General features: G+C 63.4%; 18 protein-coding genes. 14 read left to right on the top strand and 4 right to left on the bottom strand.

Translation table 11 applies throughout. From position 1 onward, the window contains the following. Positions 1–30 precede the first annotated feature (30 nt). The 5 genes from paaN (at position 31) to paaK (ending at position 5851) form a co-directional block, all read left to right on the top strand. Positions 31–1731, top strand: coding sequence for a phenylacetic acid degradation protein PaaN (paaN, locus tag RI103_RS02025; protein WP_310813784.1), 1701 nt, complete (start codon positions 31–33; stop codon positions 1729–1731). A gap of 124 nt (positions 1732–1855) precedes the next feature. Next, a complete protein-coding gene (gene pcaF, locus RI103_RS02020; protein ID WP_310813783.1) occupies positions 1856–3058 on the top strand; it encodes a 3-oxoadipyl-CoA thiolase in 1203 nt (400 codons plus the stop codon). A 50-nt stretch (positions 3059–3108) separates the two neighbouring features. Beyond that, positions 3109–3900, top strand: coding sequence for a 2-(1,2-epoxy-1,2-dihydrophenyl)acetyl-CoA isomerase PaaG (gene paaG, locus RI103_RS02015; RefSeq protein ID WP_310813782.1), 792 nt, complete (start codon positions 3109–3111; stop codon positions 3898–3900). A 2-nt stretch (positions 3901–3902) separates the two neighbouring features. After that, the gene (gene paaI / locus RI103_RS02010; RefSeq protein WP_310813781.1) at positions 3903–4364 is read left to right on the top strand and encodes a hydroxyphenylacetyl-CoA thioesterase PaaI; all 462 of its coding nucleotides are present in this window, start codon (positions 3903–3905) and stop codon (positions 4362–4364) included. A gap of 182 nt (positions 4365–4546) precedes the next feature. Then, positions 4547–5851: a phenylacetate--CoA ligase PaaK gene (gene paaK / locus RI103_RS02005; protein ID WP_310813780.1), complete on the top strand. Its 1305-nt coding sequence runs from the start codon at positions 4547–4549 to the stop codon at positions 5849–5851. A 59-nt stretch (positions 5852–5910) separates the two neighbouring features. Here paaK and RI103_RS02000 read toward each other — a convergent pair whose 3' ends face one another. Continuing rightward, positions 5911–7035 carry an MltA domain-containing protein gene (locus RI103_RS02000; protein WP_310813779.1) on the bottom strand — a complete coding sequence of 375 codons (1125 nt, stop codon included), beginning with the start codon at positions 7033–7035 and terminating at the stop codon, positions 5911–5913. Between the two features lie 28 nt (positions 7036–7063). Here RI103_RS02000 and RI103_RS01995 point away from each other — a divergent pair, with 28 nt between their 5' ends. Continuing rightward, positions 7064–7225 (top strand): hypothetical protein, encoded by a 162-nt coding sequence (locus tag RI103_RS01995; RefSeq protein ID WP_310813778.1) that lies wholly within the window; start codon positions 7064–7066, stop codon positions 7223–7225. 57 nt (positions 7226–7282) lie between these two features. Here the strand turns inward: RI103_RS01995 and apaG are convergent, their stop codons facing one another. Continuing rightward, a complete protein-coding gene (gene apaG / locus RI103_RS01990; RefSeq protein ID WP_310813777.1) occupies positions 7283–7657 on the bottom strand; it encodes a Co2+/Mg2+ efflux protein ApaG in 375 nt (124 codons plus the stop codon). Positions 7658–7933: 276 nt separating this feature from the next. Here apaG and rpe point away from each other — a divergent pair, with 276 nt between their 5' ends. The 8 genes from rpe (at position 7934) to RI103_RS01950 (ending at position 15479) form a co-directional block, all read left to right on the top strand. Further along, entirely contained in the window at positions 7934–8617 is a 684-nt protein-coding gene (gene rpe / locus RI103_RS01985) for a ribulose-phosphate 3-epimerase (RefSeq protein WP_310813776.1), read from the top strand. Between the two features lie 15 nt (positions 8618–8632). Beyond that, entirely contained in the window at positions 8633–9349 is a 717-nt protein-coding gene (locus tag RI103_RS01980) for a phosphoglycolate phosphatase (RefSeq protein WP_310813775.1), read from the top strand. A gap of 371 nt (positions 9350–9720) precedes the next feature. Then, positions 9721–11214: an anthranilate synthase component I gene (gene trpE, locus RI103_RS01975; RefSeq protein ID WP_310813774.1), complete on the top strand. Its 1494-nt coding sequence runs from the start codon at positions 9721–9723 to the stop codon at positions 11212–11214. A gap of 13 nt (positions 11215–11227) precedes the next feature. Further along, complete coding sequence (locus RI103_RS01970) at positions 11228–11830, top strand: aminodeoxychorismate/anthranilate synthase component II (protein WP_310813773.1); 603 nt, start codon at positions 11228–11230, stop codon at positions 11828–11830. 17 nt (positions 11831–11847) lie between these two features. Continuing rightward, complete coding sequence (trpD, locus tag RI103_RS01965; protein WP_310813772.1) at positions 11848–12879, top strand: anthranilate phosphoribosyltransferase; 1032 nt, start codon at positions 11848–11850, stop codon at positions 12877–12879. An 18-nt stretch (positions 12880–12897) separates the two neighbouring features. Then, positions 12898–13683 carry an indole-3-glycerol phosphate synthase TrpC gene (trpC, locus tag RI103_RS01960; RefSeq protein WP_310813771.1) on the top strand — a complete coding sequence of 262 codons (786 nt, stop codon included), beginning with the start codon at positions 12898–12900 and terminating at the stop codon, positions 13681–13683. Positions 13684–13729: 46 nt separating this feature from the next. Next, positions 13730–14356, top strand: coding sequence for a CYTH domain-containing protein (locus RI103_RS01955; protein ID WP_310813770.1), 627 nt, complete (start codon positions 13730–13732; stop codon positions 14354–14356). A gap of 283 nt (positions 14357–14639) precedes the next feature. Beyond that, positions 14640–15479, top strand: coding sequence for a uracil-DNA glycosylase (locus tag RI103_RS01950; protein ID WP_310813769.1), 840 nt, complete (start codon positions 14640–14642; stop codon positions 15477–15479). Positions 15480–15591: 112 nt separating this feature from the next. On the opposite strand, the gene RI103_RS01945 is transcribed toward RI103_RS01950, so the two are convergent. Together RI103_RS01945 and RI103_RS01940 are read right to left on the bottom strand one after the other, a co-directional pair. Further along, a complete protein-coding gene (locus tag RI103_RS01945) occupies positions 15592–16188 on the bottom strand; it encodes an NAD(P)H-dependent oxidoreductase (RefSeq protein WP_310813768.1) in 597 nt (198 codons plus the stop codon). Between the two features lie 153 nt (positions 16189–16341). Then, positions 16342–18132 (bottom strand): PDZ domain-containing protein, encoded by a 1791-nt coding sequence (locus RI103_RS01940; RefSeq protein ID WP_310813767.1) that lies wholly within the window; start codon positions 18130–18132, stop codon positions 16342–16344. Positions 18133–18179: the final 47 nt, after the last annotated feature.

The following is an 18179-nucleotide window of genomic DNA, read 5'->3' as shown; positions in this document are numbered from 1 at the left end:
TTTCCCCAACGTACAGCCAAGCCCCCTGCCATGACACATCCGCTATTCACCAAGCACGAAGACACGCTGCAAAAGGCACTCACCGCGGTTGAAACGCGCGGCTACTGGAGCCCGTTCGTCGAAATGCCCAGTCCGAAAGTGTACGGGGAATCAGCTAACGCGGACGGCGAAGCCGCATTCAAAGCGCATCTCAATACCGCGTTCCAACTGGACCAACCGTCGACGGGCGAAACTGTCGGCGCGGAAGTCTCGCCTTTCGGATTCCCACTCGGCGTGCGCTACCCGAAGGCTGATCCCGCTGCCTTGATCGCGGCCGCCGCCGCGGCCCAGCGCGACTGGCGCGCGGCAGGCCCGCAGGCATGGATCGGCGTGTGCCTCGAAATCCTTGCTCGCGTGAATCGCGCCAGCTTCGAAATTGGCTTCAGCGTGATGCACACGACCGGTCAGGCTTTCATGATGGCCTTCCAGGCCGGCGGCCCGCACGCACAAGACCGCGCGCTGGAAGCCGTCGTGTACGCGTGGGACCAATTGCGCCGCATTCCCGGCGACGCTCACTGGGAAAAGCCGCAAGGCAAGAATCCGCCGCTCGCCATGCACAAGCGTTACACCGTCGTGCCGCGCGGCACCGGCCTCGTGCTCGGCTGCTGCACCTTCCCGACGTGGAACGGCTATCCGGGCCTCTTCGCCGATCTGGCCACGGGCAACACGGTCATCGTCAAGCCGCATCCGGGCGCAATTCTGCCGCTCGCGCTGACCGTACGAATCGCGCGTGACGTTTTGCGCGAAGCGGGTTTCGATCCGAACGTCGTCACCTTGCTGGCTACCGAGCCGAACGACGGCGCACTCGTCCAAGACTTGGCCCTGCGCCCTGAAATCAAACTCATCGACTTCACGGGCAGCACGCTAAACGGCACGTGGCTCGAGCGCAACGCGCACCAGGCGCAGGTCTACACCGAAAAAGCCGGCGTGAACCAGATCGTGATCGACTCGGTCGACGACATCAAGGCCGCGGCCCGCAACATCGCGTTCTCGCTGGCGCTGTACTCCGGCCAGATGTGCACCGCGCCGCAAAATGTCTACGTGCCGCGCGGCGGCATCCGCACTTCGGAAGGTACGCTCAGTTTTGACGAAGTTGCCCAAGCCATTGCCGGCGCTGTGCAAAAACTCGTCGCCGACCCGGCCCGCGCTGTCGAACTACTTGGCGCGATTCAGAACGAAGGCGTGACCCGCCGCATCGACGAAGCCGCAAAACGCGGCCGCGTTCTCGTCGAGAGCCTGACGCTCGAACATCCCGCTTTCGCCGGTGCACGCGTGCGCACGCCGCTCGTGCTCCAACTGGATGCCGCCACCGACCACGCGCAGTTCACCAAAGAATGGTTCGGGCCGATCTCGTTCGTGATAGCGACGGACTCGACTGCGCAGTCGCTCGACCTCGCCGGCGCAATCGCCGCCGAGCATGGCGCGCTGACGCTGTCGGTGTACAGCACGGACGAAGCGGTGCTCGAAGAAGCGCACGAAGCATCGATCCGCGGCGGCGTCGCCTTGTCGATCAATCTCACAGGCGGTGTGTTTGTCAATCAATCGGCTGCCTTCTCGGACTTCCACGGCACGGGCGCAAACCCGGCCGCCAATGCTGCGTTGGCTGACGCCGCCTTCGTCGCGAATCGCTTCCGCGTAGTTCAAAGCCGCGTTCATGTTGAACCCAAAGCGGCGCCGGCGGTAGCTGGCTGAATGGCATAAGACAAAGCACGGCTTTCGTCCTATGCCGTTTGGCCGAATGGACCGGGCTGCGCACCCCAACTAACATGAGACATCGGATCGGCACCTCACGCCGATCCGTCCAGCAGGAATCCATATGAACGACGCCTTCATTTGCGATGCGATTCGCACTCCAATCGGCCGCTACGGCGGCGCCTTGAAAGATGTCCGCGCCGACGACCTCGGCGCGGTGCCGATCAAGGCGCTGATCGAACGCAATCCCGGCGTCGACTGGCGCGCTCTTGACGACGTCATTTACGGCTGCGCGAACCAGGCCGGCGAAGACAATCGCAACGTCGCCCGTATGTCGGCGTTGCTGGCCGGCTTGCCCACCGAAGCGCCCGGCGCAACCATCAACCGCTTGTGCGGCTCCGGTATGGACGCAGTCGGCACCGCGGCGCGCGCAATCAAGGCGGGGGAAGCACGCCTGATGATCGCCGGCGGCGTCGAAAGCATGACGCGTGCGCCGTTCGTCATGGGCAAGGCGACTAGCGCGTTCTCGCGCCAGGCCGACATTTACGACACGACCATCGGCTGGCGCTTCATCAATCCGCTGATGAAACGTCAATACGGCGTTGACTCGATGCCCGAGACCGCGGAGAACGTGGCGGTCGAATTCAGCGTGAGCCGTGCTGATCAGGACGCGTTCGCGCTGGCGAGCCAGCAAAAAGCGGCTCGCGCCCAGCAGGACGGGACGCTGGCCCAGGAAATTGTCGGCGTCGACATCGCCCAGAAGAAGGGTGACCCCATACGCGTGCTGCACGACGAACACCCACGCGAAACTTCGCTCGAAAGTTTGGGCAAGCTCAAGGGCGTGGTTCGTCCGGACGGCAGCGTGACGGCCGGCAATGCGTCGGGCGTGAACGACGGGGCGTGCGCGCTGTTGCTCGCGAACCAGCAGGCCGCCGATCAATACGACCTGCGTCGCCGCGCCCGCGTGGTGGGCATGGCAACAGCAGGCGTCGAGCCGCGCATCATGGGCATCGGTCCGGCCCCGGCCACACAAAAGCTGTTGAAGCAACTCGGCATGACACTCGAACAACTCGATGTGATCGAGCTGAACGAAGCCTTCGCATCGCAGGGTCTGGCCGTTCTGCGCGCGCTCGGTCTGCGCGACGACGACCCGCGCGTCAATCCGAACGGCGGCGCGATTGCGCTTGGGCATCCGCTGGGTGCTTCGGGCGCGCGGCTGATCACGACCGCGCTGTACCAGTTGGAGAGGACCAACGGCCGCTTTGCGCTTTGCACGATGTGCATCGGCGTGGGCCAGGGCATCGCGCTGGTCATCGAGCGGATCTGACATCAACGCCACAGGGCCCATCGGTCAAAGAGACTTTGAGGAGACACCCAATGTCATATGAAGCGATTCGACTGGACATCGACGCATCGAACCATGTCGCAACCATCACGCTGAACCGGCCGGACAAACTCAACAGCTTCACGCGCGCGATGCATCAGGAACTGAGCGCCGCGCTCGACGAGGTCGAAACGTCCGGCGCCCGCGCGCTTGTGCTCACCGGCGCGGGCCGCGGCTTTTGCGCCGGGCAGGATCTCGCCGACCTCGACTTCACACCAGGCGCCATGACCGATCTGGGTGAACTGATCGAACAACATTTCAATCCGCTGATCCGCCGTCTGCAAGCTTTGCCGCTGCCAGTCATCGCCGCGGTGAACGGTACGGCCGCCGGCGCGGGCGCCAACCTCGCGCTCGCGTGCGACCTCGTCCTCGCGGCTCGCTCCGCCAGCTTCATTCAGGCGTTCGTGAAAATCGGCCTCGTACCGGACTCGGGTGGCACATGGTTCCTGCCGCAGCGCGTCGGCATGGCTCGCGCGTTAGGCCTCGCCATCACCGGCGACAAACTCAGCGCGGAAAAAGCCGAAAGCTGGGGCTTGATCTGGCAAGCAGTCGACGACGCGGAGCTCGCCGCCGCCGCGGCGAAACTCGCGACCCAACTTGCACAACAACCCACGCGCGCCATCGCCGCAATCAAGCAGGCCATGCGGGCGGGCGCAACGCAAACGCTCGACCAGCAACTCGATCTCGAACGCGATTTGCAACGTCAACTGGGTGCTTCCAACGACTACACGGAAGGCGTTCAAGCCTTCGTTGAAAAGCGCGCGCCGCGCTTTGAGGGCCGTTGAACATGTCCGCGCAAGCCAATCACCCCAACCAGATGACGCCCGACGAACTCGCTCGCGCGACTGCTGCGGCGATGTACGAGAACGACGCGTGCAGCCGCGCGCTCGGCCTCGAAATCGTCGAAGTGCGCCCCGGATACGCGCGCCTGCGCATGGCCGTACGCGACGACTTTCTGAACGGCCATCAGATCTGCCACGGCGGCCTGATTTTCACGCTCGCGGATTCGACCTTCGCGTTCGCCTGCAACACGTACAACGTCAACACGGTTGCCGCCGGCTGCTCGATCGAGTTTCTGCGACCCGTGCGAGGCGGCGACGTGCTGACGGCGGAAGCTGTCGAGCAGACGCTGAGTGGCCGAACCGGCATCTACGACATTCGCGTCACGAACCGTGCCGAAGAAACCGTTGCGATGTTCCGCGGCAAATCGGCGCAAATCAAAGGCAATTTGATTCCGCCAGGCGATTGACAGCAGCAAGCTCGCAGCAACCCGCGATGACTGCCAGACACCATGCAGCAAACCCATGACAGATTCGCGGCCCGGTAGCGGCTCTTTGCCGCCACACCTTTGAATAGCAGCCAGCCCCCCGTTTTTTGCGCGCAAGCGCACGTACATCAGACCCAAGCATTGAGGCAGCAAGGAGACATTCGATGACCACCGCCCTTCCGCTCGATCCGATCGAGACCGCCAGCCGCGACGAACTTGCCGCGCTCCAACTTGAACGGCTTAAATGGTCGTTGAATCACGCTTATGAAAACTCGCCGGTCTATCGGAAAAAATTCGATGAAGCCGGTGTTCACCCGAGCGAAGTGAAAACCCTCGCGGACCTGGCGCGTTTCCCCTTCACCACCAAGAAGGATCTGCGCGACAGCTACCCATTCGGAATGTTCGCCGTGCCGCAGGACCAGATTTCCCGGATTCACGCGTCGTCCGGTACGACGGGCAAGCCGACCGTGGTGGGCTACACCGCGCGCGATATCGACACGTGGGCGAATCTCGTCGCGCGTTCGATCCGCGCCGCCGGCGCGAAGCGTGGCGACAAGGTTCACGTGAGCTACGGGTACGGCCTCTTCACGGGCGGTCTCGGCGCGCACTACGGCGCCGAACGCGCGGGACTCACCGTGATCCCGTTCGGCGGCGGCCAGACCGAAAAGCAGGTGCAACTGATCCAGGACTTCCGGCCCGACATCATCATGGTGACACCGAGCTACATGCTCTCGATTGCGGACGAACTCGAGCGTCAGGGCATCGACCCGGCAAGTTGCTCGCTGCGTATCGGCATCTTCGGCGCGGAACCGTGGACCAACGATATGCGTCAGGCGATCGAAAAGCGCATGGGCATCGACGCTGTCGACATCTATGGCCTGTCCGAAGTGATGGGTCCGGGTGTGGCGTCGGAGTGCGTGGAAACGAAAGACGGCCCGACCATCTGGGAAGATCATTTCTATCCCGAGATCATCGACCCCGACACGGGCAAGGTGCTGCCGGACGGCGAGCTCGGCGAACTGGTGTTCACGTCGCTGACCAAAGAGGCGCTGCCGATCGTCCGTTACCGGACGCGCGACCTGACGCGCCTCTTGCCAGGCAGCGCCCGCACCATGCGCCGGATGGAGAAGATCACCGGCCGCTCGGACGACATGATGATCGTGCGCGGCGTGAACGTGTTCCCGACGCAGATTGAAGAACTGCTGCTCAAGCAGCACGCGCTCGCGCCGCACTATCAGATCGTGCTGACCAAGGAAGGCCCGCTCGACGTGCTGACGTTGAACGTCGAACCTTGCCCGGAATCTGCGCCGGACACGGCCGCGTTGAACACGGCCAGGCAGGCGTTGACCTATGACATCAAGGCGCTGATCGGTGTGAGCGCGGTGGTGAACGTGCTGGCTGTGAATGGGATCGAGCGCTCGGTAGGCAAGGCGCGGCGCGTGGTGGACAAGCGCAAGTCGGGCCTGTAACGAGCAGGAAGTAGCGCACGGCGCGGCGGATACGTACCGTACCGCGCGCTACTCAAACCTCAAGAATTCGGCAGCAACAACCACATCCGGCCGCCTTGCTTCATCTTGCCGGCCAGATCGCCGGCGTCGTCGCCGAGGCCCCAGAAGTAGTCCGCGCGCACGCCGCCCTTGATCGCGGAACCTGTGTCTTGCGCGAAGACAAGGCGATTCATCGGCGAGTTCGTCAACGGACGCGTGGTCTGCAAGAACACCGGTGTGCCCAGTGGAATCGAAGTCGGATCAACCGCAATCGACCGTTCCGGCGTCAGCGGCACACCCAGCGCGCCGATCGGGCCGTCCGCGCCGCCGCTCGGCACGCTTTCGCCGGACGGCATCTCGCGGAAGAACACGAAGCGCGGATTCGTATCGAGCAGCGCATCGACGCGCGTCGGGTTCGCGCGCGCCCACGACTTGATGCCCTGCATGGTGGCCTGCGCGGGCGTGAGCTCGCCGCGATCCAGCAGCCAGCGTCCAATGGACTTGTACGGCTGATTGTTGGTGCCGCCAAAGCCCAGACGCATCACGCTGCCGTCTTCCATCACGATGCGCCCGGAGCCCTGCACCTGCAGAAAGAACGCTTCGATCGGGTCATCGACCCATACGAGTTCATTGCCGTTGAGCACACCTGCGCGCTCGAGTTGCGCACGCGCCGGCAGCGGCGCGCCCGCGCGATAACCCGACGGCCAGCGATACAGCGCGGTCTGATACACACCGTGCCGCGTACGCGAACCGCGCAGCAGGGGCTCGTAGTAGCCGGTGACCAGACCGTCGAGCGTGCCGTCGGTGTTCGCCAATTGGAAGGGCGTGAAATAGGCCTCAAAAAAAGCCCGCGCACTGGTGACGTCGAGGTCGTCGATTTGCGAGGCCGCGGCACATGCACGCGCCCAGTTCGGTTGGCGCGCGAGCCTCACGCAGTTTTGCCGCAACGCGGCCGTCGCGCCGATCAACGAATCGTCCTGCCAACCCGGCACCTGCTGCCACGCGACGGCCGTGAGCCGTGTCGCGGCGATCTGCCCAGGTATGATCGCCGCACCCGTGGGCGGCGAAACCGACGAGCGGAGTGCGCCGCCGCCGCCGCAGGACGCCAGCATCACCGCAACCGAAAGCGCGCCGAGCCATGCTCCGGCCGTGCGGACAAAACGCATACAATGTTCGTTCTTGATGGAAACCGCCATGTCTGATCTGTTCGACGAATACCCGAGGCTCATCTTCGCGCTGGAATCGCTCCTCGCGCTCTTCCTGCTCGTCTTTATCGTTGTGTGGACGTCGTCCGGCAAGAAGAAAGCGGCGCGCGCCAACGCGAGTGAACAGCAAAAGCAGCAAAAATCGCAGTAAAGCTGCGCGTTGCACCGCGCATTGAGCTTCTTAAAGACCGCGGGCCACGCCCTCGGTTCAATGCAACGTACGCGGCATGCGCAGGATGAACTCCGGCACCGGGGCTTCGAAACGCTCGGCGTCCTCGGCCACGCAAAAGTACTCTCCGCGCATGGTGCCGACCGGCGTGGCGATCACCGCCCAACTCGTGTATTCGAAATGCTCGCCCGGTTTGAGCAGGGGCTGATGGCCGACCACGCCCAGGCCTTTCACTTCCTGCACGTTCTTGTCGCTGTCGGTGATCACCCAATGACGCGCGATCAATTGCGCGGGCACCTGGCCGGTGTTACGGATAGTCAGCGTGTATGCGAACGCATACTGGCGGCGCTCCGGGTCCGACTCTTCGGGCAGATACTGCACCTGCGCCGAGACGCTGAATTCGTACTGGCTCATCCTGATTCCGGTCTGCTGAAACGGGCTGTGAAAAATCGCGGGAAGCCCGAACGCCAATGGTTTGCGGGCGCATTGGCGATGCAGGGCTGATGGTCTTGGCATTCTGCTTGATGCGCGGCACGCCCGCAACCGGACAAATCCCTTTGGCCAGGGCCCAGTAAGGCGTTTGGTTACATCTGCCGCTTGAACGTGAGGCTGGTTCAAAGCGTCCGCGAACCGGAACGGCCGCGCACAAAACGGTAAAATGGCGCTTTCCCGCTTGCCTCCGCCCCCGCCATGACGCAATTCCGCATCGCTCCAAGCATTCTGTCAGCCGACTTCGCCCGCCTCGGCGAAGAAGTCCGCAACGTCGTCGCCGCCGGCGCCGACTGGATTCACTTCGACGTGATGGACAACCATTACGTGCCGAACCTGACCATCGGTCCGCTCGTCTGCGAAGCGATCCGCCCGCACGTCGACGTGCCGATCGACGTGCACCTGATGGTGCGTCCGGTCGACCGCATCGTGCCGGACTTCGCCAAGGCCGGCGCGAACCTGATCAGCTTTCACCCGGAAGGCTCAGACCATATCGACCGCACGCTCTCGCTGATCCGCGACCACGGCTGCAAGGCCGGGCTGGTGTTCAATCCGGCCACGTCGCTGAACTATCTGGATCACGTCATGGACAAGCTCGATCTCGTGCTGATCATGTCGGTGAATCCGGGCTTCGGCGGCCAGTCGTTCATTCCCGAAGCGCTCAACAAGCTGCGCGAAGCGCGCAAGCGAATCGACGCCTACAAGGAACGCACCGGCCGTCAGATCTTCCTGGAAGTGGACGGCGGCGTGAAGGTCGACAACATCGCTGAAATCGCGGCGGCCGGCGCGGACACGTTCGTGGCCGGTTCGGCGATTTTCGGCCAGCCCGACCACAAGGTCGTGATCGAGAAGATGCGCGCGGCACTCGCCAACATCCAACACTGAGAACTTGCACGCACGATGACCACTCAGTTCCCCGCTCCGACTTTCACCGGCCCACGCCTGCAAGCCGCGATCATCGACCTGGACGGCACGATGATCGATACCGCCGACGACTTCACCGCAGGCCTGAACGGCATGCTTGCGCAACTGGACGCGGAGGAAACGTCGCGCGAGGAAGTGGTCGGTTACGTCGGCAAGGGTTCGGAGCATCTGATCCGCAGCGTGCTGGCGCCGCGCTTCGAAACGGAGCACGCGCAAGACCGCTTCGACGAAGCGCTCGCGATCTATCAGGAGGAGTACGCGAAAATCAACGGCACGCACACGCGACTTTATCCGAATGTGGAAGCCGGTCTGATCGCCATGCGCGACGCCGGCCTCAAGCTCGCCTGCGTGACCAACAAGCCGCATCGGTTCGCGGTGGAATTGTTGCAACAGTACGGGCTCGCGCAGTATTTCAGCGTCGTGCTCGGCGGCGACAGTCTGGCGAAAAAGAAGCCGGATCCGCTGCCCATGCTCACCGCGGCGGCACAGTTGGGCGTCGAGCCGCAAGCCACCGTCGCCATCGGCGATTCGGAAAACGACGCGCTGGCAGGCCGTGCGGCCGGCATGGCGACGCTCACGGTGCCGTACGGCTACAACCATGGCCAAGCTATACAAACAATAAAATCCGATGGTATAGTTGGCTCGCTGCTCGACGCCGCCAAGGCGATCGCAGCGCACCATTCCACGACCTGAAAAGTCCTTCATCCTCATGTTTCTGAATAAAAAACGGAGTCTGATTAGCATCGACCGGGGAGCCTGGCCCTGGCGTCGCTGGTCGCGCTAACCTCGCCTGAGGTACGCTGAAGCTCGTCTTCGGCAACCGTTTTTTACTTCGCTGCGCTCACGCGTTTTTTCCATCATCTTGTTTCGCTGCATCGGTTGATTCGGCCTGCGTGTACCCGCAAAGTACAGTTGTGCGCTGAAATCCCCTTGCACGCGTCGATGGGAAACTCGCGCCGGTCGGTATCATCGTGTCGAAACGTCGAACGAACGCCTGACCGGCCGCGCAATGACCCGCTTTGTCCGACGCACGCCGCCGCCGGACCACCGTACAGGATCGGAACATGACCGAACTCGAATTCCAGTCCCTCGCCAATGAGGGCTTCAACCGCATTCCGCTGATCGCCGAAGCGCTCGCCGACCTCGAAACCCCGCTGTCGCTGTACCTGAAGCTCGCGCAGAGCGAACGCAACGGCGCGAACTCGTTCCTGCTGGAATCGGTGGTGGGCGGCGAGCGGTTCGGCCGCTATTCGTTCATCGGCCTGCCGGCGCGCACACTGCTGCGCACCTGCAACGGCGTGTCGGAAGTCGTGCGCGACGGCAAGGTCGTCGAGACGCACGAGGGCGACCCGCTCGAATTCATCCAGCAATTCCAGGGCCGCTTCAAAGTGGCGCAGCGCCCCGGCTTGCCGCGTTTCGCGGGCGGTCTGGCCGGTTATTTCGGCTACGACGCGGTGCGCTACATCGAGAAAAAGCTCGCGCACACGGCGCCGAAAGACGACCTGAATCTGCCGGACATCCAGTTGCTGCTGACCGAGGAAGTCGCGGTGATCGACAATCTCGCGGGCAAGCTCTATCTGGTGGTGTACTCCGACCCGACGCAGCCCGAGGCCTACACGAAAGCCAAACAGCGTCTGCGCGAACTGCGCCAGCGCTTGCGCACCACCGTGCAGCCGCCGGTCACTTCGGCGAGCGTGCGCACCGAAACCTATCGCGAATTCGCCAAAGAAGACTATCTGGCGGCCGTGCGCAAGGCGAAGGAATACATCGCCGCCGGCGAACTGATGCAGGTGCAAGTCGGCCAGCGTCTGATCAAGCCGTACCGCGACAATCCGCTCTCGCTGTACCGCGCGCTGCGCTCGCTGAACCCGTCGCCGTATATGTATTACTACAACTTCGGCGACTTCCATGTGGTCGGCGCATCGCCGGAAATTCTGGTGCGCCAGGAAAAGCGCGGCGAGGATCGTATCGTCACGATCCGGCCGCTCGCCGGCACGCGCCCGCGCGGCAACACACCGGAACGTGATGCTGAACTCGCGACCGAACTGCTGAACGACCCGAAAGAAATCGCCGAACACGTCATGCTCATCGACCTCGCGCGTAACGACGTGGGCCGCATCGCGCAGATCGGTTCGGTGGTCGTCACCGACAAGATGGTGATCGAAAAGTACTCGCACGTGCAGCACATCGTGAGTTCCGTCGAAGGGAAGCTGAAGCCCGGCACCACCAATTTCGACGTGCTGCGCGCCACCTTCCCGGCCGGCACGCTGTCGGGCGCGCCGAAAGTCCGCGCGATGGAATTGATCGACGAACTGGAACCCATCAAGCGCGGCCTGTACGGCGGGGCGGTCGGCTATCTGTCGTTCACCGGCGAAATGGATCTGGCCATCACGATCCGCACCGGCGTGATCGCGAACGGCAATCTGTATGTGCAGGCGGCGGCGGGTGTAGTCGCGGATTCGGTGCCGGAATCCGAATGGCAAGAGACCGAGAACAAGGCGCGCGCCGTGTTACGCGCCGCGGAACAGGTTCAAGACGGCCTCGATAGCGACTTCTGACCGGAGACACACCATGCTGCTCATGATCGACAACTACGACTCGTTCACCTACAACCTGGTGCAGTACTTCGGCGAACTCGGCGAAGACGTGCGCACCTACCGGAACGACGAAATCACGCTGGACGAAATCGCGAAGCTCAACCCGGAGCGCATCTGCCTGTCGCCTGGCCCGAGCAATCCGCAACATGCCGGCATCACGCTCGACGTGCTGCGCGAATTCGCCGGCAAGACGCCGATTCTCGGCGTGTGTCTCGGCCATCAGGCCATTGGCGAGGCCTTCGGCGGGCGCGTGGTGCGCGCGCAAACCATCATGCACGGCAAGGTCAGCACGATCGAAACCGACTGCAAGGGCGTGTTCGCCGACCTGCCGAAACATTTCGTCGTGACACGCTATCACTCGCTTGCGATCGAACGCGAATCGCTGCCCGACTGCCTCGAAGTATCGGCATGGACCGAAGACGGCGAGATCATGGGCGTGCGTCACAAGGAACTGGCCGTTGAAGGCGTGCAGTTCCATCCGGAATCGATCCTGTCCGAACACGGCCACGCGCTGCTCGAAAACTTCGTGAAGCAGTCGAAGCTCGCCGCCGCGCAAACGTCCAATCGCAACGCTTGATGAAGAGAGACGACATCATGACGATTACGCCCCAGGAAGCGCTGCAACGGACCATCGAGCACCGCGAGATTTTCCACGACGAAATGCTGCATCTGATGCGGCTCATCATGCGCGGCGAACTCTCGCCCGTGATGGCGGCCGCGATCATCACCGGCTTACGCGTCAAAAAAGAGACCATCGGCGAAATCACCGCCGCCGCCACGGTGATGCGTGAGTTCGCCCGGCACGTCGACGTGCCGGACAACTCGAACTTCGTCGATATTGTCGGCACCGGCGGCGACGGCTCGCATACCTTCAACATTTCTACGGCAACCATGTTCGTTTCGGCGGCGGCCGGCGCCAAGGTCGCGAAGCACGGCGGCCGCGGCGTGTCGAGCAAGTCGGGCAGCGCGGACGTGCTCGAAGCGCTCGGCGTGAATATCGATTTGCAGCCGGAACAGGTGGCGGCGTCGATCGCGGAAACCGGCATGGGTTTCATGTTCGCGCCGAACCATCATCCGGCCATGAAGAACATCGCGCCGGTGCGCCGCGAACTCGGCGTGCGGACCATCTTCAACATTCTCGGGCCGCTGACCAATCCGGCCGGCGCACCCAATCAATTGATGGGCGTGTTCCACGGGGACCTCGTCGGCATTCAGGTGCGCGTGATGCAGCGCCTCGGCGCGAAGCACGTGCTGGTGGTGTACGGTATGGACGGCATGGACGAGGTCTCACTCGGCGCAGCGACGCAAGTCGGCGAGTTGCGCGACGGCCAGATCCACGAGTACGAAATTCACCCGGAAGACTTCGGCATGCAGATGGTGTCGAACCGCACGCTGAAAGTGGCCGACGCCACCGAATCGAAAGCGATGCTGCTCGAAGCACTCGACAACAAACCGGGTGTGGCCCGCGAGATCGTCACGCTGAATGCGGGCACTGCGCTGTATTCGGCGAACGTGGCTTCGTCGATCGCGGACGGCATCCAGCTGGCGCGCGAAACGATCGCCAGCGGCAAGGCCCGTGCGAAAGTCGACGAGCTGGTCCGCTTCACCCAGCAATTCAAGCAGTAATCACGTAACGAGACACTTATGAGCGACATCCTCGACCGTATCATCGCGGTCAAACGCGAAGAAGTCCGCGCGGCCGAACAGAGCGCGCCGCTCGAAGAGTTGCGCCTCGAAGCGTCGTCGCGCGACCTGCGCGATTTCGTCGGCGCCTTGCGCGCGAAGCACGCGGCGGGTCTCGCCGCGGTGATCTCCGAAGTCAAGAAGGCGAGCCCGTCGAAAGGCGTGTTGCGCGAGCACTTCGTGCCGGCCGAGATCGCGCGTTCGTATGAAAAGCACGGCGCGGCCTGCCTGTCCGTGCTCACCGACGTGCAATTCTTCCAGGGCCGCGTCGCGTATCTGCAGCAAGCGCGCGCGGCCTGCAATTTGCCGGTGCTGCGCAAGGACTTTATCGTCGATCCATACCAGATCGTCGAAGCCCGCGCGATGGGCGCCGACGCGATCCTGCTGATCGCCGCCGCGCTCGAAACCTCGCAGATGCAGGATCTCGAAGCGCTCGCGCATTCGCTGGGTCTCGCCGTGCTGGTGGAAGTGCACGATCACGACGAGCTGATGGAATCGCTCACGCTGAAAACGCCGCTGATCGGCATCAATAACCGCAATCTGCGCACCTTCGAAACCTCGATCGAAACGACGATCGGCATGCTCGAAGCAATTCCGGACGACCGCATCGTCGTCACGGAGTCGGGCATCCTGTCGCGTGCCGATGTGGAGCGCCTGCGTGAGATGGACGTGCATACGTTCCTCGTCGGCGAGGCGTTCATGCGCGCGGATGAGCCGGGTGTGGAGCTTGCTCGGATGTTTTTCTGAGCGCGCTGTCGGCACACGGCACGCGGCGTACGTAGCGGAGCAGATCATGGGCATGGAACGCGAAATCAAGCTGGCGCTGCCGCCGGCGCAGGTGCAGGCGGCGACGCAGTGGTTCGTCGCGCGGGCGGGCGCCGCGGGCCGCCCGGTCAAGCTGGTGAATATTTACTTCGACACGCCTGCGCTGACGCTGGCGAGTTCGAAGAGCGCCTTGCGTCTGCGTCAGACGCCGGACGGCTGGCTACAAACTTTCAAGACGGTGGGCAACGCCAGCGACGGTTTGCACAGCCGGCATGAATGGGAAATGCCGGTGGCGGGCGAAAAGCTGGAAATCGATGCGTTGCTGCGCGAGTGCGACGAGCCGTCCGCGGCGGATGCTTTGCGTCGGGCCGCGCCTGAGCTGATCGAATTATTCCGTACGAATTTCATGCGGACGCTTTGGCGTGTCGAAGTGGATCGCTCGGAAGTCGAAGCGGCGATCGATCAAGGCGACGTGTTTGCCGAAGTCGATGGAGAAACGCGCCGCGCACCGATTTCGGAAGTCGAACTCGAACTGAAGTCCGGCGACGAAGCCGCGCTCCATGCGCTCGCGTCGGAACTCGGCAAGCAGATAGCCGGCCTCGCGCCCGACAATATCAGCAAGGCGCAGCGCGGTTATAAGTTGCGGGCTGGTTGAGCCGTGTTAAAGCCGTTATGAAAAGACGGCCAGGACAGAGCCCGACTGTCAAGAATGCCTTCTTCCTGGCCGCTACCGTTGGTGCAACGCAACCTGGAGCGGACGCCTGCCTACCCGGCGATCTCGAACATGGATTTCAGGCTGCCGGGCCACTAGAGCGGCGGCGAATATTGCCTTCGTACACAGGACATTCGGCACGTCTATCCTGCGTTCACGTTGAGCAAACACGACGCGCCGCCGCGCACCTTGAGCAACGCCCCGTTTGCTGCGACACTTCCCCGCCATGACCTCCGCTTCCCGTACCCGCTCCAATCCGTCACAAGCCTCGCTGTTCGGCGATACCGCCTCCCCACCGGCCACTGACATGACGCCCCTCCAGCCGCAGCAATCCGGCGCGAACGCGCCGCCGACGCTCGAGGCTCAATTCGACGCCCTGCCGCCCGCATGGCGCGCGCATCTCAAACCGTTTATCGAAAGCGACGCCTACGCGCCGCTCTGCCGTTTCGTCGACAATGAGCGCGCCGCCGGCAAAACGGTCTATCCCGCCGACGTCTTCCGCGCGCTCCGCCTGACCAGCCCCGACGAGGTGAAAGTGGTCATCCTCGGCCAGGATCCGTATCACGGCGAAGACCGCGGCACGCCGCAAGCACACGGGCTCGCGTTTTCCGTGGCGCCGAACGTACGCACGCCGCCGTCGCTGCGCAATATCTTCAAGGAGATCGCTGCGAGCCTCGGCCACGAGACGCCGCGTCACGGCTGTCTCGACACATGGGCGAAGCAAGGCGTGCTGCTGCTGAACACGGTGCTGACCGTGGAGCGTGACTCAGCAGCCAGCCACGCGAAACGCGGCTGGGAGAAATGCACCGACACGCTGATCCATGAACTGGCAATGCGCCACGACGGCCTCGTGTTCATGCTGTGGGGCGCGCATGCGCAAGCCAAGCGCGCGCTGCTCGGCGGCAAGTCGCATTACGTGCTGGAGGCGCCGCATCCATCGCCGCTGTCGGCGCATCGCGGTTTTCTCGGCTGTGGGCATTTCGCGAAGGCCAATGAATTCCTCGCGCGGCACGGCCGCGAACCCATCGACTGGCGCCTGCCCGACGCAGCGCAGATGCTCGCCTGAAACCGCCGGCGTCACGCATCAGCGCCAAAAGCAAAAAACGCCACGGACTCAGGGTCCGTGGCGTTTTTCATTCCAGTGAGCTATCCGCCGCATTCAAGCGGCGCAGCCAACCTTACGCAGCAGCGATCGCTTCGCGCGCGGCAGCCAATGCGGCGCCGGCAGCGTCCGGGCCCATGTTCAGGCCTTCGGCGTAGATGAAGTTCACGTCGGTCATACCGAGGAAGCCGAGGAAGCTCTTCAGGTACGGCGTCTGGCTGTCGTGCGGCGTGCCCAGATACTTACCGCCGCGTGCCGACACGACGTAGACCTTCTTGCCCTTCACAAGACCTTCCGGACCGTTCGCCGTGTACTGGAACGTGATGCCGGCACGTGCAATGAAGTCGAAGTACGTCTTCAGTTGCGACGAGATGCCGAAGTTATACATCGGCGCGCCGATCACGACGATGTCGGCGGCTTGCAGTTCGGCGATCAGCGCTTCGCTGCGCGCGGCGATTGCGGCTTGCTCGGCCGTGCGTTGGTCAGCCGGCGTGAAGAACGCGCCAAGGACGGCGTCGTCCAGGTGCGGCAGCGGTTCGGCTTGCAGATTGCGGACAACGACTTGCGCGCCCGGATTCGATTGTTGCAGCTTGGCGGTCAGCTCGCTGACGAGCAATGTCGAGTTCGCGCCTTGCGAGCGGGCTGCCGAGTTGATTTGCAGGATCGTGGTCATGGTGACTCCAGTTGGGGCGCGCAATGTTGCGCGAGTGCAGCCATTGTGTTTATTTACCGCCCCGGGAAAAAGCCATCCAGCGGCGACGGATTGTTGCACTGGTAGAACAATCCGCCACCTTGGGCCGCCCATTGGGGACGGTCCGAATTACAATCAGCTTGCCAGCCAGCGCTCGCGCGCCTTGCGCGCAGCGGGCCGCTTGTCGCTGGCGGTGAGCTTGTAGCGCGCCACCTCAGGCCCGTCCAGCTTCACTTGCGCCGTGCGCAGCTCGTCGCGGCGGAAGGCGTGAACTTCGATTTTCGCACCCGGCTGATAACGCGCGAGCAGCCCGTCAAGATTCGAGCCTGTAACACGTAGGCCGTCGAGCGCGATCAGTACGTCGCCCGCCGAAAGTCCGGCTTTCTGCGCGGCGCTGCCGTCGTGCACCGCTGCCAGCGTGCAATCCGCGCCGCCGCGCACGCGCGCGCCGAGCGACGGCTTGCCGTTCTTGTCCAGCTCGGGCGCGATGTCGACGCCAAACGGCTCGAGCAGCGTGTCGAGCGGCAGATCGCGCGTGCCGTGCACGGCTTCGGCGAACAACTCGCCCAGTTTCGCGCCAGTCGCTTCCGCGAAAATTGCCTCGATCTCGCTTTCGTCGACGCCGACCGGTTTGCCGCGATAGAAGTCACGGCCGAAGCGCTGCCACAACAAACGCATCACGTCGTCGAGCGATTTGCGGTTGCTGGTTTGCGCGCGGATTGTCAGATCGAACGCGAGCGCGACGAGCGAGCCCTTGGTGTAATAGCTGACGATCGCGTTCGGCGCGTTCTCGTCCTGGCGGTAGTACTTGACCCACGCGTCGAACGAGCTTTCGGCGACGGTCTGCTTGAGACGCCCGCTGCCGCGCTGCACGCCGCCGATCACCTTGCCGAGCATGCCGAAATAGTCGTCCTGCGAAATCAGGCCGCTGCGTACGAGGATCAGGTCGTCGTAGTAAGAGGTGAAGCCCTCGAACAGCCACAACAGCGACGTGTAGTTTTCGACGCTCAGATCGTACGGCGCGAACACGGCCGGCTTGATGCGCTTCACGTTCCAGGTGTGAAAGTATTCGTGGCTGCATAGCCCGAGGTAGGTTCGGTAGCCTTCGGTGAGCGCTTCGCGCCCTTCCACCGGCAGATCGCCGCGATTGCAGATCAGTGCGGTCGAAGCGCGGTGTTCGAGGCCGCCATAGCCATCGGTGACGGCTTGGGTCATGAAGACGTAGCGATCCACCGGCGCTTTCTTCGACTTCGGCTCGAACAACGCGATCTGCGCTTCGCAAATGCGCTTCAGGTCGGCGGACAGCCGCGCCATGTCGAGCCCGATCACGCGCCCGGCGATCACGATGTCGTGCGGCACGCCATGTGCCTTGAACGTCGTCAGCGCAAAATCGCCAAGCGTGACGGGGTGATCGATCAGCTCGTCGTAGTTTTGCGCGCGATACTCGCCGAAACCGTAGCGCTTCGTACCGCGCGCCTCCGGCAGCGCGGTTGCCACACGCCAGTTGCGATACGCCGCGCCTTCCGGCTTCTGGATATCGACCACGCACTGCGCCTCTTCACGGCCGAGCGGCGAGAGGAACACGCTCGTGCCGTTGAAAAAGCCCGTCGTGTCGTCGAGATGCGCCGCGCGCACCGACAGATCCCAGGCATAGACCTCGTAGCGCAGCGTCAGCGCGCCTTTGACCGGCGCGGCCTGCCACGTGTGCTTGTCGGTCTTCTCGACACGCACCTTGCGGCCCGCGTCGTTGACGGCGCGCAGCGTCACGATGTTGCGCGCGAACTCGCGCACCATGTAGCTGCCCGGAATCCACACCGGCAGCATGAAACGCTGGCCGGCCGGATCGGGATCGGCGACGGTCACGGTGACTTCGAACAGGTGGGCGGCGGGTTGCTTGGGAACGATGGTGTAGCGGATCGGCTTCATCGGCGGCGATTAGAAGAGGTAAGGCGGGGAGGTTTGGGCTTGATGCG

The organism is Paraburkholderia sp. FT54, assembly GCF_031585635.1.
Classification (GTDB): domain Bacteria; phylum Pseudomonadota; class Gammaproteobacteria; order Burkholderiales; family Burkholderiaceae; genus Paraburkholderia.
This window is presented reverse-complemented; position numbering and strand designations above follow the sequence as displayed.

Excerpts from the sequence above, each read along its gene's own strand:
- RI103_RS01980 (WP_310813775.1), top strand. The coding sequence starts at position 8,633 with ATGACCACTCAGTTCCCCGCTCCGACTTTCACCGGCCCACGCCTGCAA.
- paaI (WP_310813781.1), top strand. The coding sequence starts at position 3,903 with ATGTCCGCGCAAGCCAATCACCCCAACCAGATGACGCCCGACGAACTC.
- RI103_RS01945 (WP_310813768.1), bottom strand. The coding sequence starts at position 16,188 with ATGACCACGATCCTGCAAATCAACTCGGCAGCCCGCTCGCAAGGCGCG.
- rpe (WP_310813776.1), top strand. The coding sequence starts at position 7,934 with ATGACGCAATTCCGCATCGCTCCAAGCATTCTGTCAGCCGACTTCGCC.
- RI103_RS01950 (WP_310813769.1), top strand. The coding sequence starts at position 14,640 with ATGACCTCCGCTTCCCGTACCCGCTCCAATCCGTCACAAGCCTCGCTG.
- RI103_RS01940 (WP_310813767.1), bottom strand. The coding sequence starts at position 18,132 with ATGAAGCCGATCCGCTACACCATCGTTCCCAAGCAACCCGCCGCCCAC.
- paaG (WP_310813782.1), top strand. The coding sequence starts at position 3,109 with ATGTCATATGAAGCGATTCGACTGGACATCGACGCATCGAACCATGTC.
- RI103_RS01955 (WP_310813770.1), top strand. The coding sequence starts at position 13,730 with ATGGGCATGGAACGCGAAATCAAGCTGGCGCTGCCGCCGGCGCAGGTG.
- RI103_RS02000 (WP_310813779.1), bottom strand. The coding sequence starts at position 7,035 with ATGCGTTTTGTCCGCACGGCCGGAGCATGGCTCGGCGCGCTTTCGGTT.
- trpC (WP_310813771.1), top strand. The coding sequence starts at position 12,898 with ATGAGCGACATCCTCGACCGTATCATCGCGGTCAAACGCGAAGAAGTC.
- trpE (WP_310813774.1), top strand. The coding sequence starts at position 9,721 with ATGACCGAACTCGAATTCCAGTCCCTCGCCAATGAGGGCTTCAACCGC.
- RI103_RS01995 (WP_310813778.1), top strand. The coding sequence starts at position 7,064 with ATGTCTGATCTGTTCGACGAATACCCGAGGCTCATCTTCGCGCTGGAA.
- pcaF (WP_310813783.1), top strand. The coding sequence starts at position 1,856 with ATGAACGACGCCTTCATTTGCGATGCGATTCGCACTCCAATCGGCCGC.
- apaG (WP_310813777.1), bottom strand. The coding sequence starts at position 7,657 with ATGAGCCAGTACGAATTCAGCGTCTCGGCGCAGGTGCAGTATCTGCCC.
- trpD (WP_310813772.1), top strand. The coding sequence starts at position 11,848 with ATGACGATTACGCCCCAGGAAGCGCTGCAACGGACCATCGAGCACCGC.
- RI103_RS01970 (WP_310813773.1), top strand. The coding sequence starts at position 11,228 with ATGCTGCTCATGATCGACAACTACGACTCGTTCACCTACAACCTGGTG.
- paaN (WP_310813784.1), top strand. The coding sequence starts at position 31 with ATGACACATCCGCTATTCACCAAGCACGAAGACACGCTGCAAAAGGCA.
- paaK (WP_310813780.1), top strand. The coding sequence starts at position 4,547 with ATGACCACCGCCCTTCCGCTCGATCCGATCGAGACCGCCAGCCGCGAC.